The following is a 21140-nucleotide window of genomic DNA, read 5'->3' as shown; positions in this document are numbered from 1 at the left end:
CACGCCTGTCCCGAGCACCAGGTCGACCTCGGCGAGATCACCATGAACTACGCCGAGGCCGGCGACCCCGGCAAGCCGGCGGTTCTGCTGATCCCCGAGCAGTCCGGCTCGTGAGCAGACGATGGCCCTGCTCCCCGAGGACTTCCACGTCTTCGCCGTCGACCTCCGGGGACAGGGACGAAGCAGCTGGACGCCGAAGCGCTACAGCCCGGACAACTTCGGCAACGACCTGGTCCGCTTCATCGCCCTCGTGGTGCGGCGTCCGGTCATCGTCGCGGGCAACTCCTCCGGGGGCGTCGTCGCCGCCTGGCTGTCGGCCTATGCGATGCCGGGCCAGGTCCGGGGGGTGCTGTGCGAGGACGCCCCGTTCTTCGCCTCCGAGCTCACCACCACCTGCTATCGCCGTCGCCGATGCCGCCGTTCGCGGCGGCGGAGATCCCGCAGAACCTGAAGGAGTTCGACCCGGAATGGGCGTGGGCCTTCTCCGAGGGCACCGTCGCGCTGCACTCCCCGCACGAACGCCTGCTGGCCCAGGTCAAGACGCCGGTGCTCCTCACCCACCACGTGCGGGTGACCGACCCTGAGACCGGCGCCCCGCTGGGCGCGATGACCGACGAGCAGGCCGCTCAGGCCAAGCGCCTGATGGAGTCCGCGGGCGCCGAGGGCGGATACGAGTCACTGTCGGACGCCGTGCACGTGCTGCACCAGCTCGATCCGTCCCGGTACACCCAGATCTTCTCGCGGTGGGCGGCCACGCTGCCGCACTGACCGGCCCGTCCGCGAGCGTGACCGGCCCGAACCCCACAACCACAACCTGAAGGAGCAGGACGATGCCGCGTACACCGATCGACATCTCCGTCCCCGACCTGTCCGGAAAGCGCGCGCTGGTCACCGGAGCCAGCGACGGCATGGGCCTGGGCATTGCCGCGCGCCTGGCCGCCGCCGGCGCCGAGGTCATCATGCCCGTGCGCAACCCGGCCAAGGGCGAGACCGCGATCACCAGGATCAACCGGGTCGTCCCCGGCGCGAAGGTCTCGCTGCGCGGCCTCGACCTGGCGTCGCTGGAGTCCGTCGCGGCCCTGGGCGACACCCTGCACGCGGAGGGGCGGCCGATCCACCTTCTGATCAACAACGCGGGCGTCATGCGGCCACCGCAGCGGCTCACCACGGTCGACGGGTTCGAGGTGCAGCTCGGCACCAACCACCTGGGCCACTTCGCGCTCGTCGCCCACCTCCTGCCGCTGCTGCGCGCCGGGCACGCCCGCGTGACCTCCCAGGTCAGCGTCGCCTCGGCCAGCGGCTCCATCAACTGGGACGACCTGAACTGGGAGCGCAGCTACCACGGGATGCGCGCATACAGCCAGTCCAAGATCGCGTTCGGGCTGTTCGGCCTCGAGCTGGACCGCCGCAGCAGGGCCCGCGGGTGGGGCATCACGAGCAACCTCTCCCACCCCGGCCTCGCCCCCACCAGTCTGATGGCCGCGCGTCCGGAGCTCGGCCGCAGCCAGGACACGCCCAACATCCGGCGGATCCGCTGGCTATCGGCGCGCGGAATCCTGGTGGGCACCGTAGCGACCGCCATGCTCCCCGCCCTCATGGCGGCGACCGACCCTGCCGCCAAGCCCGGCGCCCTGTACGGGCCGAGCGGCCCGGGCACCCTGGGCGGTCCGCCCGCCGAGCAGCGGTTGCACCGTCCGCTGCGCAGCCTCACCGAGGCCGCCCGCGTCTGGCAGGTCTCCGAGAAGTTGACCAGGACCGCCGTCCCGACCGCCTGACCATCCAGCCGACAACCGCGAGCCCCCAGAGCCAGACCCGAAGAGCCGAGCCCAGGAGAAGCCATATGAGTTCTGTCACCCGTCCCGCCACCAGGACCCGAAGCCCCTGGTGGGTGGTCGTCGGCGCCGGTACCGCCAACGCCGTCGGCCCCCAGATGTACCTGGCCACCACCGGCCTCTTCGTCCTGCCGATCGTCGAGGAGACCGGGTTCAGCCGCACGACCGTGACCGGCGCGTACTCCGTCGCCGCCGTCGGGATGGTCATCGGTCTGGTGATCGTCAGCAGGCTCGTGGACCGGTACGCCGCGCGCTACATCCTCGTGCCAGGGTTCGTGCTCTTCGCGGCCTCGATGGCCTCGATCGCCCTGGTTCCGCCGGTCGAGGCCGTCTACTTCATCCCCTGCTTCTTCGTGGGGCTCTTCGGAGCCGGGACCGCGCTCCCCGCCGTCCGGGTGGTCGTGAGCTGGTTCGACAACAACCGGGCGCTGGCCGTCGGCGTCGTGACGGGCATCATCGGCCTGGGTGCGGCCCTGGGGCCCCTGCTGGCCGGCGCGCTCATCGACAGCGTCGGCTGGCGGCAGGCGTACGCCTACATGGCCCTGATCGCCGTCGTCGTCTCCGTCACGATGGTCGCCCTGTTCGTCCGGGGCCGCGCCGAACGGCACGTCCGCGGCCGCCTGGTCCAGGAGACGCAGGTCGAGGGCCGCGACGTGAGCCTCGAGCTCCCCGGCCTGACGTTGCGCGAGGCGGTCGGCACCCGACAGTTCTGGGGCATCGCGCTCGGCCTGGGCCTGGTCGGCGCCGTCGTGATCGGCCTCCAGGTGCACCTCGTGCCCATGATGACCGACCGTAGCCTGAGCAACGGCCAAGCAGGACAGCTGCTCGTCGTCTTCGGCCTGGCCTCCCTCGTCGGCCGGGTGGCCGGTGGCTTCATCATCGACCGCATCCACGGCTCGATCGTGGGCCCGATCGTGATGCTCGCCCCCATCGCGGGCATGTTCTTCCTGCACCCGCCGTTCGGCAGCGCCGTCATCGCGGTGGCCTTCATCGGCATCGCCTTCGGCATCGAGGGCGACCTGGCCGCCCTGCTCATCACCCGGTATCTCGGCACCCGTAACTTCGGCCAGATCTTCGGCCCGGTCCAGGCCATGTTCCTCCTCGGCAGCGCCTTCGGCCCCCTGCTCCTCGGCCTGGGGTACGACGAGCTGGGCTCCTACGACCCGGTCATCCCGGTCCTGATGGGCGTCCTCGTCGTCGGAGCCGTCCTCATCGCGACGCTCGGCCGCTACACCTACCCCGCCGTCACCGGCTTCGACCAGCTCGCCGCACGCGACGAGCTCGCCGCCGCCGAGGTGCTGAGCGACATCGCCGAGACCGACGACACCCACACCCCGTCGGGCCGGCCACGCCCCCGGGTCCACAGCTGATCCACGCCGACAGGCCATCAGCGCAGCGCCGTCGGATCCGACGACCAAGGAGCTCGGACCATGCCCACCAACCCCCTCGGTCGCGCGTTGCGCCACCGGCGCGCCGGACACCACACGCTCGTCTGGGCGCGTCCCAGCCTGCACGCACCCGAGAGCTTCACGCTCACCAGTCCTGCGTTCGAGCACGGCGACCCCCTACCGCCGGGCTACCGCGGCAGCCTCCTCGGGCGGGACATCTCACCAGCCCTCACCTGGACGACGCCGCCGGCCGGCACCACGGAGCTCCTGCTCGTCGTGCAGGATCCTGACGTCCCCTTCCGCCAGCCCCTCGCCCACGCGATCACCACCGGCATCGACCCCGGGCTGGGCAGCATCCCTGAGGGCGGCCTTGCCGAGCCCAGCCCGGTGCCCGGGCTCCGGCACGGCAAGGGCGCCCTCGGGCGCCGCGGGTGGGGCGGTCCCATGCCCATCCGCTCCCACGGACCGCACTCCTACGTCTTCCAGCTCTTCGCCCTGACCCACCCGCCAGACCTCCCGCGCACCTTCACCCTCAACGCGGTGGTCCGGGCCATGACCGGGCACGTCATCGCCCGTGCCCGGCTCGACGGCACCTTTGAGATCCGGTAACCGGGCACCAGCGCGGTCGGCCTGCGCGCCTCGCGCACACGCTCTCAGGCCGGCCAGGTCTACATCGACGGCGCCGGGTTCAACCCCGACGTCCCGTTCGGTGGTTACAAGCGATCCGGCATCGGCCGGGAGTACGGGCGCTACGGCCTGGAGGAGTTCCAGCAGGTCAAGGGGCTGGTGTTCGACGACGGCGGCGCGACCGGAGCGTCCCGTCGCTGACGGGGACAGCTGGCGGGACAGCTGACGGAGATAAGGGCGGATCGGCAGGCCCTGAATAACCGGCCGGCGCTCAAAGACAGTAAGAGCAACACACGAAAATGAGGAGCGAACCACATGTCACGCACACCGATCGACATCACCATTCCCGACCTGACCGGCAAGCGTGCCGTCGTCACCGGGGCGAGCGACGGCATGGGCCTGGTCATGGCCCGACGCCTCGCCGCGGCCGGGGCCGAGGTCATCATCCCCGTTCGTAACCCGGCCAAGGGCGAGGCCGCGATCGCGAAGATCAAGCAGTCCGTGCCGGGCGCGAACCTCTCGCTGCGCAGCCTCGAGCTGTCCTCGCTCGAATCCGTCGCCGCCCTCGGTGACACCCTGCGCGCGGAGGGCGACCCGATTCACCTCCTGATCAACAACGCCGGCGTCATGACGCCGCCCGACCACCAGAGGACCGCCGACGGGTTCGAGCTCCAGTTCGGCACCAACCACCTGGGCCACTTCGCCCTCGTGGCGCACCTGCTGCCGCTCCTGCGGGCCGGCGGTGCACGGGTGACCTCACAGGTCAGCGTCGCCGCCCGCAGCGGCGTCATCAACTGGGACGACCTGAACTGGGACCGCGAGTACGACGGGATGCGCGCCTACAGCCAGTCGAAGATCGCGTTCGGCCTGTTCGGTCTCGAGCTGGACCGCCGCAGCAAGGCCAACGGGTGGGGCATCACCAGCAACCTCTCCCACCCCGGCGTCGCCCCCACCAACCTGCTGGCCGCACGCCCCGAGCTCGGCCGCGCCCAGGAGACCTCCGGACGCAGGATGATCCGCTTCCTGTCGGCCCGCGGCATCCTGCTGGGCACCGTCGAGACCGCGGGCCTGCCCGCGCTCATGGCGGCGACCGACCCCCAGGCCAAGCCCGGCGCGCTGTACAGCCCCAGCGGATTCGGCAACCTCGGCGGCCGGCCCGCCGAGCAGCAGATGTACTCCCCGCTGCGCAGCGCCGACGAGGCGGCACGCGTCTGGGAGGTCTCGGAGCAGCTGACCAGGACGGCCATCTCGGCCGCCTGACGCCAGCGCACCACTCGTCCGCAGCCTGGGATCGGCAGGTCCTGGATGTCCTCGCCCCCGATGGCCAGCCTGGGAACAACACCGAGAGACCACGCGGACGGTGGCGGCGCCGTCTGCCCTGCCCCGAAATTGCGACCAGCCAGGAGAGACTCGATGAATCCAGCCAACGATGCGGGACGCGGCCCTTCGGGGGTGTCCCGGCGAAGTTTCCTGGGCGGCGGCCTGGTCGCCGCCGCCGTGACACCGCTGCTGACCGCACCGACCGAGGCGGCGGAAGCCGCCTCGGTCGCCACAGTGGACGGCGTGACCCCGGTGACGGTACGGGCCGCCGTCAACGGCGATCCGGTCACGGTGCGGGTAGACCCCCGGGCCACCCTGCTCGACACGCTCCGCGAGAGGCTGGATCTCAAGGGCACGAAGAAGGGCTGCGACCGCGGCCAGTGCGGGGCCTGCACCGTCCATGTCGACGGCCGGCGGGTGCTGTCGTGCCTCACCCTGGCCGCCTCGGCCAACGGCCATGAGGTCACCACGATCGAGGGTCTGGCCGACGGCGACCGCCTGCACCCGATGCAGCAGGCCTTCGTCGAGCACGACGGTCTGCAGTGCGGCTTCTGCACCCCGGGGCAGATCATGTCCGCGGTCGCCATGGTCGACGACGAGGGCCCCGCACGCTCGGACGACGAGATCCGCGAGCGCATGTCGGGCAACATCTGCCGGTGCAGCGCCTACCCGCGCATCGTCGACGCGATCCGGGACGCGCAGCAGGTGATGCGCTGATGCGGCCCTACACCTTCGCCCAGGCCCGATCGGTGCGCGAGGCGCTGCGAGGCGCCGGGCCGGACACCGCGTTCCTGGCCGGGGGCACCACCCTGGTCGACCTGATGAAGCTCGAGGTGATGGCACCCGAGCACGTCGTGGACATCAACCGGCTCCCGCTGGACGGCATCAGCCTGGACCCCAAGGGGCTGCACATCGGTGCGCTCGAACGGATGAGCGACGTGGCCGCCGACCGCACCGTGCGTGAGCACTACCCGATGATCGCGCGGGCGCTGGAGCTGAGCGCCTCGGCCCAGCTGCGCAACATGGCGAGCATCGGGGGCAACCTGTTGCAGCGCACCCGGTGCGGCTACTTCCGCGACGTCACGACGCCGTGCAACAAGCGCGAGCCGGGGAGCGGCTGCTCGGCGCTGGAGGGCGTGAACCGCGGACACGCCGTCCTCGGCACCAGCGACGCCTGTATCGCCACCCACCCCAGCGACCTGGCGGTCCCGCTCGTGGCACTGAGCACCGTGGTGCACCTGGCCTCCGCGCGGGGCACCCGCAGCGTGCCGCTGGACACCTTCTACACCCTGCCCGGTACCACGCCCGACGTCGAGAACATCCTGCGACCGGGCGAGCTCATCACCGGCATCACCGTGCCCCGCTCCCCCTGGGCCGCGCGCTCCGTCTACGTCAAGGTGCGCGACCGGCAGTCGTACGAGTTCGCGCTCACCTCGGCCGCCGTCGCCCTCGAGCTACGGGGCCGCACCATCACGAACGCCAGGATCGCCGCGGGCGGGGTGGGGACCAGGCCGTGGCGGCTGGCGGCGGTCGAGCGCGCCCTGACCGGCCGGCCGGCCACCCCCGCCACCTTCGAGGCCGCCGTCGTCCATGCCGCCGACGGCGCCCGGCCGCGGGAGCACAACGCGTTCAAGCCCGCCCTGCTGCGCCGCACACTGGTGCGGGCCCTGACCGAGCTGCAGGAGAGCCGATGACGGGCCGAGGCGGCAGCCATGCTTGAGCTCGCCGCCGACCTGCTCGAACGCACCCGCCGCCAGACCCCGTTCGTGGTCGCCACCGTCACGGGCGTGGACGGCAGCGCACCCCGCCAGCCCGGCTCGTCACTGGTCGTCGACGCCGACGGCGCTGTGCTGGGCAACGTGTCCGGCGGCTGCGTCGACGCCGCCGTGCACGAGGCGTGCCAGGAGATGCTCACCGGGGACAGCCGGCCGCGTGCCCTGCGGTTCGGCTACACCGACGCGGACGCGATCGGCGTCGGTCTCACCTGCGGCGGCACGATCGAGCTGCTCCTGCGCCACCACGACCCGGCCGCCGAACCCTGGCTCCAACCGGCCCTGACCGACGCCGCGCGGGACCAGGCGGTGGCCGTGGCCACGATCGTGCGCGGCCTCCACGCTCGCCTCGGTCGAACGATCGTCGTGCGGCCCGGTCATCCTGTCACAGGGTCCCTCGGGGACGAGCTGCTCGACCAGGTGGCCAAAGCCCACGCGACCGATCTGCTGCACGCGGGGCAGACCCGCACCGTGGAGGTCGGGGTGGCCGACAGCTACTGCCAGGAGCCCATGACGCTGCTGGTCGAGTCCAGTGCCCCGGCCCCGCGGCTGCTCGTCTTCGGTGCCATCGACCACGCCGCCGCGCTGGCCCGGGTCGGCGCGTTCCTCGGCTACCGGGTGACCGTCTGCGACGCCCGGGCCACGTTCGCCACCCCGGAGCGCTTCCCCGACGCCGTGGTGGTCGTCGACTGGCCGCACCGCTACCTCCGGTCCCAGGCCGACTCGCTGGACGGCCGCACCGTCGTCTGCGTGCTCACCCACGACCCCAGGTTCGACCTGCCGCTCCTGACCGCCGCCCTCCGGATGCCGGTGGCCTACGTCGGAGCCATGGGCTCACACCGCACCCACGAGGAACGCCTGGCCCGGCTCCGCGACGCAGGACTGAGCGACCGCGAGCTCGACCGCCTGCACTCCCCCATCGGGCTCGACCTCGGCGCCCGCACCCCGCAGGAGACCGCGCTGTCGATCGCCGCGGAGATCGTCGCCCACCGCCACGGCGGCTCCGGCGCGCCGCTGAGCACCGGGGTCCCCATCCACCACAGCCTCCCGCCGTCCGGCGCGCTCGCCCACAGCAGATGAAGGAGTCACGATGACCCGTTCCCCAGTCGGACGCGAGACCGAGCGCGTCGACGGCAGGCTGAAGGTCACCGGCGCGGCCGAGTACTCCGGTGACTACCGAGCCGTCGACCTCGCGTACGCCCACCTCGTCACGAGCACCATCGCGAGGGGCACGATCACCAGGATCGACACGGCCGCGGCGCTCGCCGCGCCCGGGGTGCTGCGCGTGTACGCCGCGCCGGAGTCCCGCCTCAACCTGTACGAGGTCACCGGCCCGGCCGCCGGCTTCGTCGAGAACTACATTCCCCTGCGGAGAGCGGAGGTCCACTTCCACGGCCAGGCCGTCGCGATGGTCGTCGCCGAGACGCCCGAGCAGGCACGCGATGCCGCTGCCCTGGTCACCGCGACCTACAACACGCAGCCGCCGCGCACCTCCCTCGCGGACGAGCCGCACGTGCCGGCGGGCCCCACCCTCAGCGGGTCGCCGAGCAGCCTGAACATCCTGGCGCCCGGGGTCGGCTCCATCGACGCCGCGCTCGCCGCCAGCGACGTCGTCGTGGAGGCCGAGTTCCACCAGAACATCCAGCACCACGTGGCCATGGAGCCCCACGCGATCCTCGCCGTCTGGGACGGCGACCGGGTGACCATCCACGCCGGCGCGCAGATCCCCGCGGCGTACGCGCTCGGGATGGCCCAGCGACTCGGCGTCCTGCCGCAGGACGTCCGGCTGATCACGAAGTACGTCGGCGGCGGCTTCGGCGCCCGCGTCGTCCTGTGGAGCGACACCCCGCTCGCCGCCGCGGCAGCCCGTGAGCTGGGCCGCCCGGTCCGGCTCGTCCTCACCCGGGAGCAGATGTTCACCCTGACCGGGCACCGTCCGCACCTCACCCAGACCGTCCGGCTGGGCGCCTCCCGCGACGGGGTGCTCAACGCGGTCAGCCACCGAAGCGTCGCCGAGCGGCCGACCACCATCGCCTTCCCCATGACGCCGGCCCACGCCACCACGGACGCGCTCTACCGCACGCCGAACCTGCACGTCGACGCGCAGCTCGCCGTGCTCGACCTGCCCGGGAGCCGAGCGATGCGGGGACCCAACGAGTCCCCCGGGTCGTTCGCCCTGGAGACGGCGATGGACGAGCTCGCGGTCGCCACCGGCGTCGACCCGGTCGAGCTGCGGCTGCGCAACCACGCCACCGTCCACCCTGCCTCGGGGCTGCCATGGTCGAGCAAGCACCTGGAGGAGTGCTACCGCGTCGGCGCTGAGCGGTTCGGCTGGTCCGCCCGCAGCGCCACGCCCCGCGCGCGCGTCGACGGGCAGTGGCTGTACGGCTCCGGCATGGCCACCGCGATCTATCCGGCCCACCGACGCCCCGGGGCCGTCGTCCGGGTCAGGCTGCTCGGCGACGACACCGCCGTCGTGTCCACCGCGACGTCGGACCTCGGCACGGGCTCGGCGACCATGGTGGCGATCTCCGGCGCGGACGCCCTGGGTATCCCCGTGCAGCGGGTCACGCCGGAGATCGGCGACACCGTCCTGCCTCCGGGCGCACCCGCGGTCGGCTCCAGCGGCACCCACGCCACCGTGCCGCTGGTCGTGGACGCCGCCCGGAGCGTCATCGCCGAGCTCAAGCGGCTCGCCGTCACCGAGGACGGGTCACCCTGGCAGGGAGCGGCCGCCGAGGACCTGCGCTACGAGCGCGGCATCCTGCACGGGCTCGGCCGCTCGATGACCTTCGGCCGGCTGCTGACCGCCATCGGGTCGCCGGGCATCTACCAGGAGTCCGCGCCGGACGGCGCACCCATCCCCGGGTACGTGCACCACAGCTTCGGCGCCCACTTCTGCGAGGTGCGGGTCAACCGGTTCACCGGCGAGACCCGCGTCACCCGGTTCACGACGGTCGCGGACGTCGGCCGGGTCATCAACGCCCGGGCCGCCCGGAGCCAGCTCGTCGGCGGCGTGATCTTCGGCATCGGGCACGCCCTGCTGGAGGAGAACCGGCTGGAGCTCGGCACCGGGCGCCTGGCGAACAGCACGCTGGCCGACTACCTGGTACCCGTGAACGCCGACGTCCCTGCGATCGACGTGGTCATGCTCGACCGGCCCGACCCTGTCCTGACCGGGCCCCTCGGCGACGGCAGCGAGGACGTCGGGACCAGGAGCCTGGGCGCCCGCGGCCTCGGGGAGATCGGCGCCGTCGGCTCGGCGGCCGCGATCGGCAACGCGGTCTTCAACGCCACCGGCATCCGTGTGCGCGATGTGCCTGTCACTCCCGACAAGCTGATCGAGCACCTGTAGACGCCGGTGCGCCGGACCGACAGCTATCGAGAAGAGCGGGAACGCATGTGAGTCAGGATCCTCTGGGCGATCAACGGAGTAGATCCGCCCCAGCAGGTCAGGACTTGCTGTCGATGCGCCCGTAGGAAGCGGTGTGCTTCTCGAACGCGGTGCGCGCGTCGGCCCAGGCGTCGTCCGTGGGGTCGACGACGGAGCGCAGGTACGCCCAGGTCATGCGCTGGGTGATCGCGAGAAGCTCGGGGTTCTCGTCGTCGGTCTCCTGGAGGTTGTAGCCCATGATGCCGCCGAGGAAGTGCTTGGCCCCGAAGAAGGTGATCAGGTGTTCGGCGCCGGGGCTCTGGTGGTAGGGATCGGCGTGCCAGTCTGCGCCGCGGAGCATCATGGCCGGGTTGATGTCGTCGTCGCCGTAGGCCACCAGGGCGCGGGTGGTCATGTGCGAGAAGTCGAGGTCGAGCTCCGGGTACGCCTCACGTACCACCTGGGTGAGGCCGTCGCCGTTGCCGGTCGGGGCCAGCAGCAGGCCGGCCTTGATGCGCGGCTCGGTGAGGTCTTCGTCGATCACGTTGCCGTCGGCGTCCTTGAGGCGGGCGCCGAGCAGGACAGCAACGGTCTGCGCGCCCGCGGAGTGGCCCACAGCCACGACGCTGTCGTGGTCGAGACGTCCGCTGAGTCCGGGGACCTGCTGTTCGATCTCGGTGAGGCTGTCGAGGATCTGCCTCATGTCGGCGATGCGAGCACGCCCGAACATGGGATGTCCCGGCTTCGCGGGGTTGAGGCCGAAGCCGCCGATCATGGAGCTGAGGTGGGTCGGCTGCATCACCGCGAACCCGCGCGCGGCGTAGAACTGCACGATTGGGTCGTAGCCGTCCTTGGAGGCCAGGTACAGGGACTCGCCCCCGCCGTGCGAAAGGAGGACGACCGGCAGGTTGTCGCCGGCGGCCGGGGCGGTGACGCGCAGTTCGAGCGGCAGACCTCGGTCGGGTGCGGACAGGGTGACGGTGGTGACGTAGAGGCTGGGGTCCGCGTCAGGGGCGGCGATGTTCAGGGCGTCGCTGATCAGCTTGTTCATCGGGAACTCTCCTAGGTGTCGGACCGCACCCACCCTCAGCAACCACGGGCAAACGAGTCAATGTGCCGGAATTGCAGGGTTTACAACATGCCGAAAGGGACAGCGGTATTCGGGCTGGTGAGGCTACGGACCGGTCCGTCAGCAGTGTCCCACCGGTCGACGGATCCCTGTGCACGGGATGCGGGGCAAGGATCCCTGTGGGCGATGCGGTAATGACACCGGCGTCGGCGTAATGCTCTGCCGGAATGCTGGACTCGTCGTTCCAGATCATCTGCACCGTCTCGGTGGATGGCCCTGCGTCGCTCCGAAGACGGCCTGCCCGGTCACCGTGCACAAGACCGACCCCATTCACCACGCGCACGACCGTCCACGTTCACTGGGGGGCACAACCGTTACCTGGCACCGCCGAGGGCGGAGATGCCAGCCTCAAAGTTATGACTTCCGAAAGACTGGACAACCGAATCTCGCTCATCACTGGCGGCACCACCGGGATGGGTCTGGCCACGGCTCGCCGCCTCCTCGACGAGGGCGCTCAGGTGATCATCACCGGCCGCGACCAAGAGCGTCTGGACGCGGCGACACTCACGCTTGATGCAGGTGACAGGCTCCTGCCCGTGCGAGCAGACGCGAGCAACATCAGCGACATCGACGAACTGATGACGACGATCGGTGAGCGTTACGGGCGCCTCGACTTCGTTTTCGCCAACGCCGGCATCCTCTCGGGGCGCAGCACGCAGGACGTCACCGAGGAGGAGTTCGATCGCGTCGTCGGCGTGAACTTCAAGGGCGTGTACTTCACGGTCCAGAAGGCGATCCCGCTGCTCCACGATGGCGCATCCGTCGTGCTCAACGCGTCGTGGACGATCTATCTGGGCCGCGGGACGAACGCGCTGTACTCCGCGAGCAAGGCCGCCGTGCACAACCTGGCCAGGACGCTCGCATCGGAGCTCGCGCCGCGGCGCATCCGGGTCAACTCCGTGAGCCCTGGGTACATCGTCACGCGGATGTTCGACGGTGTCCCTGTCGAGGAGCGCGGTGCCTACGTCGCTGAGGTCGCCGCAGGGCGTCTTGGCACGCCGGAGGACATCGCGGGTGTCATCGCGTTCCTGGCCTCGGACGACAGCGCCTACGTGAACGGCGAGGACATCCTCGTCGACGGTGGACGCGTCGCTGTGGACCCGCTGCGCCCCATGGAGTAAGAGCTCGACATCCGAGGGCGGCATGCGGCACCGCGGGCTTGCGCCCGCGGTGCCGCATGCCGTCTCACTCAGGTGACCGAGATGACGACCTTCCCAAGCGCCTGGCCGCTGTCCAGACGACGCCATGCCTCGACCGTGTCCTCGAAGGCGTGGACGCTGTCGACGACCGGCTCCAGCCGGTGATGCGCGACGAAACGGACAAGGTCTTCGGTGTCCTGGCGGCTGCCGACGCGTACCTTGCGCAGTGTGGCGAAGCCGCCGCCGAATGCGTCCATGAAGTCGACGTTCCAGTCGCCCTGACCGAGAAAGCCGATCATTGCGAGCTCGGCGTTCTCGTTCCCTGCCTTGAGCGACTGTGCGAAGGTCGCTGCACCGCCGACCTCGACGACGCGGTCGACTCCGCGGCCACCGGTTAGCTCCCGGACACGCGACCCCCAGTCGGGGGTGGTTCGGTAGTTGACCACGTCGTCGGCGCCCAGCTCGAGGAGCCGGACCTCCTTCGCTGCGCTTGAGGTGGTGGCGATCACGCATGCACCAAGCCGCTTCGCGATCTGCAGTGCGAACAGCGAGACGCCGCCGGTTCCCTGGACGAGCACCGTGTCGAGCGCCGAGACGGGCACAGGACCGGCGAGTGCACTCCACGCCGTGACCGCCGCACAAGGGAGCGTCGATGCCTGCTCGAAGGTCAGCCCGTCGGGCATCCGCACCAGGTGCTCCGCGGAGACGACCTTGTACTGGGCGAGCCAGCCGTCCTGGGCGGTGCCGTACTGGTGCTGCTCGGTGCCTGGGTACGGGCCGCCGAACCATCGGGGGTTGAAGACGTTGATCACACGATCACCTACCGCGAAGCGCGTGACCCCCTCGCCCCACGGCAGCGATCTCACCTGCTGCGTCGGAGACGGGGATCAGCCCGTCGGGTGCGTCGGCGAAAAATCGTCGGTAGGCCATCGCGAGGTCGCGATAGTTCAGCGACACCGCGCGCACGCGCACCAGCACCTCGCCGCGTTGCGGCACGGGTATGTCCTCGTCGTGGAGGTGGAGGTTGTCGAGGTTTCCGCGTCGGTCGAGTCGGTAGACGTTCACGTTCCCGAGGCTAATGATCCGCGACCCCACCGCCGCGCCGCGAGGGAGGTTCTGTCGTTACTCCCTTCGCGGCCAAGGAACCATCGCTCAGCCGGTGGGCCGCCCGGTCCGCTCGTCACGCTCGGTCGCAGGCGTCGTCCGCTCCTGCTCGGCTGCCCAGCTGCCCAGGAGGGCAAGTGCGTCAGCGGAGGTGCTGCCCGGGGCTGCGGTGTAGACGATCATCGTCAGGCCGGGGTCGGACGGCACGTCCAGGGAATCGAAGTTGAGCTCGAGGTCTCCCACGACCGGGTGATGCAGGCGCTTGGTCCCAGATCGGTGCAATCGGACGTCGTGCGCCGCCCAGCGCTGCCGGAACTCGTCGCTGCGCGTCGACAGCTCGCCGATCAGCTCTGTGAGGCCCTTGTCCAGCGGATGGCGCGCCGCCTCCTGGCGAAGCATCGCAGCGTTCTCGTCGGCCATTCGATCCCAGTTCGGGAAGAAGGTCCTCGCTGCCGGATCGAGGTAGACGAAACGGGCGACGTTCACCGGGCTCCGCGGGTCCGCGAGCATCGGCGCATGGAGCGCGCGGGCCATCCGGTTGGTGGCGAGCATGTCGTAACGGTCGTTGCGCACCCACGCCGGCAGATCGACGATCGCGTCGAGGATCTGCTGCACAGATGGTCGCACCTGCTGCGCTCGGGTCCGGCGCGGCTTTGCGGCCGGTCCTGTCGCCTTCCGGGCGAGATCGAAGAGATAGGCGGACTCGGACTCGTCGAGCTTCAGCGCGCGACCGAGCGCCTTCAGTACCGCGTCAGATGCCCCCGACAGGTTGCCACGTTCGAGGCGGACGTAGTAGTCGACGCTCATTCCGGCGAGCAGTGCGACCTCTTCGCGTCGCAGCCCGCTCACTCGCCGGCCGCCCCCGTAGGCCGGCAGGCCGGCCTGCTCCGGTGTGATGCGGGCACGCCGTGAGCTGAGGAACTCGCGCACGTCCTGCTGATGGGTCATACGAACACGCTACGCGCGGCCTCGCACCGGAGGGAGGTACCGCCGTTACCGGGAACGTCTGTGGCTCCCGCGTGGGCAAGCGGGCGGGTTGGCTGGCTTGCGTGACACAGACATCCACTTCGTCTTCGGAAACTGCCCGGTGGACCCCCGCCGAGCTCGCACAGCTCTGCCGCATCGACGAGATCAGCGTCTCATCCCGCCGGCCCGACGGCTCGCTTCGACCTGGCGTGACCGTGTGGGCGGTGCCGCTCGACGGCAGCGTCTACGTCCGCTCGGCCTACGGCCCTGAGAACCCCTGGTTCCGACGGGCCCGTCGTGCAGGACGGGGGCGGATCCGCGCGGGCGACCTTGAACGCGAGGTGAGCTTCGAACTTGCCGACCACACCGAGGGGTTCCTCGTCGACGCCGCGTATCACGCGAAGTACGACCGCTTCGGCCCACGGATCGTGGGCGACGTGGTCGGCGAGCACGTCCATCACCTGACTCTACGGCTCACTCCAGCAGCCGACGAGCACTAGATACACCGCTTTCAGAAAGGTTCTTCTCCCATGGCATACTCTCCGACCATCCCGAGCCTCAAGGCAGCTCCCTTGCTGCTCGTGGCTCTCCTCATCGCCGTCTTCACCGTTCCCGGGCAGATCGCCGGAACGGCGGTGACCCTGCCCTCGATCGCAGCCGATCTCGGTGCCGATCCCGGCCCGCTGCAGTGGGTCGTCAACGGCTTCAATGCCGCGTTCACGATCTTCACGCTGGTCTGGGGCGTCGTCGGCGACCGCATCGGCTACAAGACCACCTTCATCATCGGCGCCGTCGTGACGATCGCCGCCTCGATCGTCAGCGCACTGGCACCGAACCTGCTCGTCCTCGACGTCGCGCGCATCGCGGCGGGCATCGCCGGAGCCGCGATGTTCACCTCAGCGGCCGCGATCTTCGGCAACGCCTTCGTCCCGGAGGCCAGGGCCAAGGCCTTCGGGCTGCTCGGCACCGTACTCGGCATCGGCATCGCCTTCGGGCCGGTCATCTCCGGGCTCCTGACCTCCGCCTTCGGATGGCGGGGAGTCTTCGTCGCGTTCGGCATCGCCGTGACCGCGTCGCTGCTCCTGAGCGGCACCATCCCGCACATCCGGCACGATCGCGTCGAAGGCGCACGCCTGCTCGACTTCCGGGTGCTACGCGAGCCGTACTTCCTGGCGCTCAGCCTGCTGACCGTTGTCCAGGCCTTCGGATTCGTCACGATGCTGACCTACTTCCCCGTCGCGCTGAGCGGCGTCTGGGGGCTCGAGGCGGGGGCATCGGGTCTGGTCATGCTCATCATGACCGCACCCGTGTTGTTCCTCCCCGCTCTGGGCGTCCGACTGCTCGCACGCAGCCGTCGTATCTCCGTCATGACCCTCGTGTATGTCGCCCTCGGCGGCATGCTCGCGGGCAACGCATTCCTGCTCCTCGTCTCGCCATCGCTTCCGATCGGCTGGCTCGTGCTGCCGCTCGTGCTCCTCGGCGTCTCGATGGGCCTGCCTCTCGGCTTCGTCGACGGCGAGGCGATGGGCGCGGTACCCGCGCAGTTCAGTGGGACGGCGTCCGGCGTGCTGAACTTCCTCCGTCTCGGCGGTGAGACCGTGGCGGTCGGCGGCTACGCGGCGCTGATGGGCGCGCTGGTGGCGAGGGAGGTTGACCGGCCGGACCTCGCCAACCGGATCGCTTCCGGTGAGCCGGGCAACGCCGATATCTACGCGACCGCGTTCGGACAGGCGCAATTCGGGATCATCGGGGTGGTCACGCTCGGCATCGTGATCATCGCGCTCCTCCACCGCGCGACGAGGAGCGCGAGGCGGGCCGCGGCCGACGGGTACGCGATGAGCGCCGTCTAGCGCAGGCACCGACACCTCACGTCTGATCGTCGCTCGGGTGGGCGCTCTCCGGCCAGCAGCGGGAGAGCGCCTACCCTGCCGCAGCTCAGAGGTTCTGGCCCCCCGAGACCTCGATGTCCTGCCCGGTGATCCAGCCCCCGTAAGTCCGGCCGCGTCTACCCCCTCGCGAGACGCTGCTTCCGCGCCTACTGCGGATGCCGACTCTCAGCACTCTTCCACGCCTCGAAGAAGAAGGATGGCACCGGACGCGTGCTCTACCGCTGCGACGTGGGCAAGAAGCGAGCATTGCCCGCCGGCCTGGTCGAGCACCCGGTAGCGACCCTCAACCAAGGACTCCTGCTCCCGGTCCTCGACGACTACCTCTTCGAGATCTTCAAGGACCCCGCCGCGCTCGCGGCAGTGATGGCCGGCGAGGCAGCCGAACCGGACGCACGCCTTGCCACGCTCCGCGAACAGGTCGCCGAGAAGAAGAAAGAGATCGACAATCTCGTGGGCATCCTCGCGAGCGGAGTGACCTCGCAGGCGATCACCGCCTCGCTGGTCACGAAGGAGGCTGAGCTCAAGACGCTCGACGGACGGTTGGCTGACGCCAAGGCCCCCGTCGAGGCGGTAGATCTCAAGCAACTCACCAAGGACATGGAGATCGTGGGCGGCTCCCTCAAGGTGCTGCACCGCGCCACAGACGAAGAACGCCGAGACCTCTACGAGGCACTCGGCGTTCAGATCAACTTCGACGCCGCGGCATCGAAGGTCGTACTCAGCGTATCGTCCCTGGTCACACCAGGGCGTGAGGATAAAAGTGTCCGGAGGGGGACTTGAACCCCCACGCCCGATAAAGGGCACTAGCACCTCAAGCTAGCGCGTCTGCCATTCCGCCACCCGGACAGGTGGACCGTTCTCGGCGTTTCCGCCTTCCCGGTGCGTGGAAAAACATAGCACGCAGAACGGGTCGGGTCCGAATCGAAAAGCGTGTGACCTGGGCCGCTCCGGGACCACGCCGCTCGGACCCGGCCCGAGCTCCGGTGACAGGCTGCCCGGACCAGGCCGCCGCGCCCCGCGCATCAGCCCAGGAGTCGCTCCGTGACCTCCCACAACCGTTCCTCGCGTGCACGGTCCCGCGCGAACGGTTCCACCTCGCGCTCGGCGGTCTTGACCACGAACGCACCGTCGCGCAGGTGCGCCCAGCGGTCATCGAGGGCCACGGCCGCCAGCAGCGGACCCGAGCGCTCCGGGGTGGAGACGCCGGGAATGCGCCCGATCGCGCGCCCGACCCGCTGCAGCGCGGGCCCGTGCTCGCGCGAGAGGCCGCTGCCGGGCATGAACCCCGGCTCGAAGACCGACACGTTGACACCGTCGGGCAGACGGCGCTGCAGCTCGTGCGCGTAGTACAGGATCGCGAGCTTGGAGTTCGAGTAGGCGGCGCCCGCGTCCCGGGGACCGGGCGTCGTGTCGGCGGCGCCCGGCCGCGCGAGGTCCAGCGGGTCGCGCCACTCGGCGGGCGGCACGCCGAGCAGACGGCGCGGGGTGTTCAGGTAGTACGTGTTGGAGCCGAGCAGCACGATCCGGGCGGGCGCCACGAGCGCGCCCGCCAGGTCGCGTACGAGCTGGGCGTGCGCCAGGTGGTTGATCGCGAAGGTCAGCTCGTACCCGTCCGCGGACGCGGTGCGGGTGTCCGCCGCGGACACCCCGGCGTTCCCGATGATCGCGTGCAACGGCCGCACGTCGCCGTCCGCCAGGAGGCGTACTGCCGCGCGGCCGGCCGCGCGGACGTCGGCCAGGCCGGCCAGGTCGGCCCCGATGGCGTGGGCGGTGGCGCCCGCTGCCCGGGCCTCCGCGGTGATCGCGTCGAGTCGTGGACCTGGCCGCCCCACCAGGAGCAGGTCGGGACGGCGCTGCGGGCTGCGGTTCGCCATGGCCAGCACCGCGGACCGGCCGAGGCCGGCGGTCGGTCCGGTGATGAGCACGGTTCCGGTGGTCGAGGTTGTCATGCCGCCATCATGAGTCGGCCGGGCGGCGGCGGGCAGTCGTCGGCCTGTCGTAGGACCGGCAGGGCCACCACAAGCGCGCGGGCAGAGCGCAGACTGGAGCGATGGAGCTCGGACCAGCGATACGACACTGGCGCGACCGCGTCTCGCCCGACGCGGCCGGGATACCGGTCGGCACCCGTCGGCGCGCCACGGGGCTGCGCCGCGAGGAGCTGGCCCAGCTCGCCGGCATCTCCGTCGACTACCTCACGCGGCTGGAGCAGGGGCGGGCCACCGCGCCGTCGGACCAGGTCGTCGAAGCGCTCGCCCGGGGGCTCCGGCTCAGCGAGCCCGAGCGCGAGCTGCTGTTCCGGCTCGCCGGCCTGACCGCCCCGGGGCACGGCCTGGTCTCCACCCGCATCACCCCCAGCGTGCAGCGGCTGCTCGACCGGTTCGACGGGCACCCCGTGGTCATCTTCGACGCGATGTGGAACCTCGTGACCGCCAACGCCGCCTACGACGCCCTGATGGGCCGGACCACCGCGTGGCGCGGGCCGGAGCGCAACGCGGTCTGGCGGCACCTGCTCGGACCCGCGTCACGCGTGGTCCACTCGCCGCAGGAGGAGGCCGACCTGGTGGCGAACCTCGTGGCCGACCTGCGGCTGACGGCGACGCGTTACACCGGGGACCCGCGCATCCGCCGGCTCGTGGCGGACCTCCGGACGCGCAGCGCCGAGTTCGTCCGCCTCTGGGAGGCGATCGACCTGACCGCGCAGGAGGCACCGGCGAAGCTGAAGACGGTCGACCACCCCGAGGTCGGACGCATCCGGATCGACTGCGACACCCTCGTGGTCGCCGGGGACGACCTGCGGATCATGGTCTACTCCTGCGAGCCCGGCACCGAGGACGCGGAACGGCTGGCGCTCGCGATCGTCCTCGGCAACCAGGCGATGAGCGACCAGGCACCGAGCGGCCAGGAGACCGGCGGCGCCGTCGGCCCTACGGTTCCCGCATCCGCGACCTGAGCACGTCGAACTCGCACCCCGGCGCGTCCGGGTCGAAGCCGTGCTCGACCAGCCAGCGCGACGCCGTCAGGCTGCGCAGCGACCACCAGGCCCGGATCACGTCCCGGTCCGCACCCGGACCGTAGCCGGCGAGCAGGTCGTCCAGGCGCTCCTCGTGCCCCAGGGTCAGGATGGCCAGGTCGAACATGGCGTCGCCCGGCGCGGCCTCGGACCAGTCGATCACGCCGGTGACGTCGTCGCCGTCGACGAACACATGGGTGATCTGCAGGTCGCCGTGGACGAACGCCGGCCGCCACGGGCGCAGAGCCCGCTCGGCTATCTCGCGGTTGCGCCGGATCACCTCCTCGGGCAGGACGGCGTTGGCGAGCAGCCACGCGCACTCGCGCTCCAGCTCGGCCGCGACGTCGTCGAGCCTGCGCCCCGGCCACGGCGGGGGCGGCGCGTCGTGCAGCCTCCGTATCGCGGCACCCGCCGCGGCCCACGCCGCCGGCGACGCGGCGGACGGCTCACCGAGCACGCCGAGCGCCGTCCCCGGCACGGCGGCGATCGCGAGCACGGGCGGCTCGTGCCACAGGATCGCCGGGGTCGGCACCGGCGCCAGGGCCATCGCCCGGATCTCGACGTCCGCGTGTGCCGGGTCGCCGTCGACCTTCAGGAACACGTCGCCGACGCGCAGCGTCGCGCGCTGGCTGTGGGCGACGACAACCTCCACCTCGTCCATGGCGGCCATCCTGGCGGAACCGGCCGCCGATCTCGCCGGTTTTTCCTGACGACGGCGTGGCGGCGGCGCGCCGACGCCGAGCGGTCTACGGCCGGCCGACCCGCACGCCGTCCACCCAGACCTCCAGGTCCGCGTTCTTCTCCTGCCAGAAGCAGACCATCCCGGCGATCCGCAGCCCCTCCCGCAGCGGGGTGTCGTAGCCCCAGACGACGTCGCGCAGCCGCAGGTCGCCGATGCCGAGCGTCCAGTACGCCGCCGTGCCCTTGTACGCGCAGTAGCTCACCGTGTCGGTGGGCGTGAGCAGGTCCATCCGCACGTCGACCTGCGGCAGGTAGTACCGCGGCGGCTGCCCGGTCTGGACCAGGACGACCGGCCGGCGCGACTCGGCGGCCACCTCCCCGCCCGCCACCACCCGGACGTGCCGGTTCGACGGCATGGCGTCCACCCGCACGTACGGGTCGCGGGCATGGGTGTGGATCACCTCCTCCTCGGCGAGCCAGGTGTCGAAGGCCGACCAGGTCAGCGTCACCGCGTCGCGCAGGGCAGCGAGCGGGGCCTGCGGGTAGCGCAGGGCGGCGCCTGCGAGCACCGTCTCCCCCACGCCGTCCGGTACGACGACGTCGAAGAGCTCGCTGGGCCCGAGGCTCCTGGACCGGCGACCGGGGCCCGCTGGGCGCAGCCCGACCCTCAGCTCGCCGGGGGCGAAGAAGTACTGGGGGTAGAAGCGGTGCTCCCAGACCAGCAGCGGCGGGTCCGCGTCCGCGACGAGCGCTCCCGCCTGGTAGGCACGTACCCGCACCGAACCGGGCTCGGCCGTGCCCGGCTGGATCGCGACCGCGCTGCGCACGATCTCGCCCTGCGCCGCGTCCCTGCGCACGGTCTCCCGCTGCACGATGTCGCTCATCCTGTCCGCCACCTCTCGTCGTCCGT

General features: G+C 71.0%; 23 protein-coding genes and 1 tRNA gene. 16 read left to right on the top strand and 8 right to left on the bottom strand.

Annotation, left to right across the window (positions count from 1 at the left end; all coding sequences use genetic code 11):
* The first annotated feature begins 121 nt into the window (after nt 1–121).
* From ACIPN7_RS27080 to ACIPN7_RS27030, 11 genes are all read left to right on the top strand, one after another.
* Nucleotides 122–451 (top strand): alpha/beta fold hydrolase, encoded by a 330-nt coding sequence (locus tag ACIPN7_RS27080; RefSeq protein WP_400549831.1) that lies wholly within the window; start codon nt 122–124, stop codon nt 449–451.
* Nucleotides 412–768, top strand: a complete 357-nt coding sequence (locus ACIPN7_RS27075) for a hypothetical protein (RefSeq protein ID WP_400549829.1) — start codon at nt 412–414, stop codon at nt 766–768. Before ACIPN7_RS27080 ends, ACIPN7_RS27075 begins: the two co-directional genes overlap by 40 nt.
* Nucleotides 769–830: 62 nt before the next feature.
* Entirely contained in the window at nt 831–1775 is a 945-nt protein-coding gene (locus ACIPN7_RS27070) for an SDR family oxidoreductase (RefSeq protein ID WP_400549827.1), read from the top strand.
* Nucleotides 1776–1840: 65 nt separating this feature from the next.
* Nucleotides 1841–3202, top strand: coding sequence for an MFS transporter (locus ACIPN7_RS27065; protein WP_400549825.1), 1362 nt, complete (start codon nt 1841–1843; stop codon nt 3200–3202).
* Between the two features lie 60 nt (nt 3203–3262).
* Nucleotides 3263–3829 (top strand): YbhB/YbcL family Raf kinase inhibitor-like protein, encoded by a 567-nt coding sequence (locus ACIPN7_RS27060; RefSeq protein WP_400549823.1) that lies wholly within the window; start codon nt 3263–3265, stop codon nt 3827–3829.
* A gap of 21 nt (nt 3830–3850) precedes the next feature.
* A complete protein-coding gene (locus tag ACIPN7_RS27055) occupies nt 3851–4048 on the top strand; it encodes an aldehyde dehydrogenase family protein (protein WP_400549870.1) in 198 nt (65 codons plus the stop codon).
* A 114-nt stretch (nt 4049–4162) separates the two neighbouring features.
* Nucleotides 4163–5107: an SDR family oxidoreductase gene (locus ACIPN7_RS27050; protein ID WP_400549821.1), complete on the top strand. Its 945-nt coding sequence runs from the start codon at nt 4163–4165 to the stop codon at nt 5105–5107.
* A gap of 192 nt (nt 5108–5299) precedes the next feature.
* Entirely contained in the window at nt 5300–5884 is a 585-nt protein-coding gene (locus tag ACIPN7_RS27045; protein WP_400549819.1) for a (2Fe-2S)-binding protein, read from the top strand.
* Complete coding sequence (locus tag ACIPN7_RS27040) at nt 5884–6861, top strand: FAD binding domain-containing protein (RefSeq protein WP_400549817.1); 978 nt, start codon at nt 5884–5886, stop codon at nt 6859–6861. Before ACIPN7_RS27045 ends, ACIPN7_RS27040 begins: the two co-directional genes overlap by 1 nt.
* 18 nt (nt 6862–6879) lie before the next feature.
* A complete protein-coding gene (locus ACIPN7_RS27035; protein ID WP_400549815.1) occupies nt 6880–8019 on the top strand; it encodes an XdhC family protein in 1140 nt (379 codons plus the stop codon).
* 10 nt (nt 8020–8029) lie between these two features.
* A complete protein-coding gene (locus ACIPN7_RS27030) occupies nt 8030–10294 on the top strand; it encodes a xanthine dehydrogenase family protein molybdopterin-binding subunit (protein ID WP_400549813.1) in 2265 nt (754 codons plus the stop codon).
* A 97-nt stretch (nt 10295–10391) separates the two neighbouring features.
* Here the strand turns inward: ACIPN7_RS27030 and ACIPN7_RS27025 are convergent, their stop codons facing one another.
* Nucleotides 10392–11363: an alpha/beta hydrolase family protein gene (locus ACIPN7_RS27025; protein WP_400549811.1), complete on the bottom strand. Its 972-nt coding sequence runs from the start codon at nt 11361–11363 to the stop codon at nt 10392–10394.
* Between the two features lie 245 nt (nt 11364–11608).
* Here ACIPN7_RS27025 and ACIPN7_RS27020 point away from each other — a divergent pair, with 245 nt between their 5' ends.
* Nucleotides 11609–12562, top strand: a complete 954-nt coding sequence (locus ACIPN7_RS27020) for an SDR family NAD(P)-dependent oxidoreductase (protein WP_400549809.1) — start codon at nt 11609–11611, stop codon at nt 12560–12562.
* 68 nt (nt 12563–12630) lie between these two features.
* Here ACIPN7_RS27020 and ACIPN7_RS27015 read toward each other — a convergent pair whose 3' ends face one another.
* From ACIPN7_RS27015 to ACIPN7_RS27005, 3 genes are all read right to left on the bottom strand, one after another.
* Nucleotides 12631–13392 carry an NAD(P)-dependent alcohol dehydrogenase gene (locus tag ACIPN7_RS27015; protein WP_400549807.1) on the bottom strand — a complete coding sequence of 254 codons (762 nt, stop codon included), beginning with the start codon at nt 13390–13392 and terminating at the stop codon, nt 12631–12633.
* Nucleotides 13393–13396: 4 nt separating this feature from the next.
* The gene (locus tag ACIPN7_RS27010) at nt 13397–13645 is read right to left on the bottom strand and encodes an alcohol dehydrogenase catalytic domain-containing protein (RefSeq protein ID WP_400549805.1); all 249 of its coding nucleotides are present in this window, start codon (nt 13643–13645) and stop codon (nt 13397–13399) included.
* 87 nt (nt 13646–13732) lie between these two features.
* Nucleotides 13733–14632: a helix-turn-helix domain-containing protein gene (locus tag ACIPN7_RS27005; protein ID WP_400549803.1), complete on the bottom strand. Its 900-nt coding sequence runs from the start codon at nt 14630–14632 to the stop codon at nt 13733–13735.
* A 71-nt stretch (nt 14633–14703) separates the two neighbouring features.
* Between ACIPN7_RS27005 and ACIPN7_RS27000 the strand changes: the two genes are divergently transcribed.
* The 3 genes from ACIPN7_RS27000 to ACIPN7_RS26990 all read left to right on the top strand — a co-directional run bounded on the left by ACIPN7_RS27000 (nt 14704) and on the right by ACIPN7_RS26990 (nt 17319).
* Complete coding sequence (locus tag ACIPN7_RS27000; protein ID WP_400549801.1) at nt 14704–15150, top strand: DUF2255 family protein; 447 nt, start codon at nt 14704–14706, stop codon at nt 15148–15150.
* Nucleotides 15151–15180: 30 nt separating this feature from the next.
* The gene (locus tag ACIPN7_RS26995) at nt 15181–16500 is read left to right on the top strand and encodes an MFS transporter (protein WP_400549799.1); all 1320 of its coding nucleotides are present in this window, start codon (nt 15181–15183) and stop codon (nt 16498–16500) included.
* Nucleotides 16501–16767: 267 nt separating this feature from the next.
* Nucleotides 16768–17319, top strand: coding sequence for a hypothetical protein (locus ACIPN7_RS26990; RefSeq protein ID WP_400549798.1), 552 nt, complete (start codon nt 16768–16770; stop codon nt 17317–17319).
* On the opposite strand, the gene ACIPN7_RS26985 is transcribed toward ACIPN7_RS26990, so the two are convergent.
* Together ACIPN7_RS26985 and ACIPN7_RS26980 are read right to left on the bottom strand one after the other, a co-directional pair.
* A tRNA-Leu gene (locus tag ACIPN7_RS26985) sits at nt 17301–17385 on the bottom strand. The two genes, ACIPN7_RS26990 and ACIPN7_RS26985, sit on opposite strands and share 19 nt — an antisense overlap.
* Before the next feature lie 176 nt (nt 17386–17561).
* Nucleotides 17562–18488 (bottom strand): SDR family NAD(P)-dependent oxidoreductase, encoded by a 927-nt coding sequence (locus ACIPN7_RS26980; RefSeq protein ID WP_400549796.1) that lies wholly within the window; start codon nt 18486–18488, stop codon nt 17562–17564.
* A 101-nt stretch (nt 18489–18589) separates the two neighbouring features.
* On the opposite strand from ACIPN7_RS26980, the gene ACIPN7_RS26975 reads away from it, so the two are divergent.
* A complete protein-coding gene (locus ACIPN7_RS26975; RefSeq protein WP_400549794.1) occupies nt 18590–19489 on the top strand; it encodes a helix-turn-helix transcriptional regulator in 900 nt (299 codons plus the stop codon).
* Here the strand turns inward: ACIPN7_RS26975 and ACIPN7_RS26970 are convergent.
* Nucleotides 19464–20210: a phosphotransferase family protein gene (locus ACIPN7_RS26970; RefSeq protein ID WP_400549792.1), complete on the bottom strand. Its 747-nt coding sequence runs from the start codon at nt 20208–20210 to the stop codon at nt 19464–19466. The two genes, ACIPN7_RS26975 and ACIPN7_RS26970, sit on opposite strands and share 26 nt — an antisense overlap.
* An 85-nt stretch (nt 20211–20295) precedes the next feature.
* On the bottom strand, nt 20296–21114 hold the full coding sequence (locus tag ACIPN7_RS26965; RefSeq protein WP_400549790.1) for a DUF427 domain-containing protein: 819 nt from the start codon (nt 21112–21114) through the stop codon (nt 20296–20298).
* Nucleotides 21115–21140 lie beyond the last annotated feature (26 nt).

This window comes from Promicromonospora sp. NPDC090134 (genome assembly GCF_044746965.1).
In the GTDB taxonomy this organism is placed as follows: domain Bacteria; phylum Actinomycetota; class Actinomycetes; order Actinomycetales; family Cellulomonadaceae; genus Promicromonospora.
The sequence above is the reverse complement of the archived record's forward strand: the minus strand, read 5'-3'. Positions and strand labels throughout refer to the sequence as shown.

Bases quoted from the DNA above. Each gene is read 5' to 3' on its own strand.
- ACIPN7_RS27080 (WP_400549831.1), top strand. From the start codon at position 122: ATGGCCCTGCTCCCCGAGGACTTCCACGTCTTCGCCGTCGACCTCCGG.
- ACIPN7_RS27075 (WP_400549829.1), top strand. From the start codon at position 412: ATGCCGCCGTTCGCGGCGGCGGAGATCCCGCAGAACCTGAAGGAGTTC.
- ACIPN7_RS27070 (WP_400549827.1), top strand. From the start codon at position 831: ATGCCGCGTACACCGATCGACATCTCCGTCCCCGACCTGTCCGGAAAG.
- ACIPN7_RS27065 (WP_400549825.1), top strand. From the start codon at position 1,841: ATGAGTTCTGTCACCCGTCCCGCCACCAGGACCCGAAGCCCCTGGTGG.
- ACIPN7_RS27060 (WP_400549823.1), top strand. From the start codon at position 3,263: ATGCCCACCAACCCCCTCGGTCGCGCGTTGCGCCACCGGCGCGCCGGA.
- ACIPN7_RS27050 (WP_400549821.1), top strand. From the start codon at position 4,163: ATGTCACGCACACCGATCGACATCACCATTCCCGACCTGACCGGCAAG.
- ACIPN7_RS27040 (WP_400549817.1), top strand. From the start codon at position 5,884: ATGCGGCCCTACACCTTCGCCCAGGCCCGATCGGTGCGCGAGGCGCTG.
- ACIPN7_RS27035 (WP_400549815.1), top strand. From the start codon at position 6,880: ATGCTTGAGCTCGCCGCCGACCTGCTCGAACGCACCCGCCGCCAGACC.
- ACIPN7_RS27030 (WP_400549813.1), top strand. From the start codon at position 8,030: ATGACCCGTTCCCCAGTCGGACGCGAGACCGAGCGCGTCGACGGCAGG.
- ACIPN7_RS27025 (WP_400549811.1), bottom strand. From the start codon at position 11,363: ATGAACAAGCTGATCAGCGACGCCCTGAACATCGCCGCCCCTGACGCG.
- ACIPN7_RS27020 (WP_400549809.1), top strand. From the start codon at position 11,609: ATGCTGGACTCGTCGTTCCAGATCATCTGCACCGTCTCGGTGGATGGC.
- ACIPN7_RS27005 (WP_400549803.1), bottom strand. From the start codon at position 14,632: ATGACCCATCAGCAGGACGTGCGCGAGTTCCTCAGCTCACGGCGTGCC.
- ACIPN7_RS26995 (WP_400549799.1), top strand. From the start codon at position 15,181: ATGGCATACTCTCCGACCATCCCGAGCCTCAAGGCAGCTCCCTTGCTG.
- ACIPN7_RS26980 (WP_400549796.1), bottom strand. From the start codon at position 18,488: ATGACAACCTCGACCACCGGAACCGTGCTCATCACCGGACCGACCGCC.
- ACIPN7_RS26975 (WP_400549794.1), top strand. From the start codon at position 18,590: ATGGAGCTCGGACCAGCGATACGACACTGGCGCGACCGCGTCTCGCCC.
- ACIPN7_RS26970 (WP_400549792.1), bottom strand. From the start codon at position 20,210: ATGGACGAGGTGGAGGTTGTCGTCGCCCACAGCCAGCGCGCGACGCTG.
- ACIPN7_RS26965 (WP_400549790.1), bottom strand. From the start codon at position 21,114: ATGAGCGACATCGTGCAGCGGGAGACCGTGCGCAGGGACGCGGCGCAG.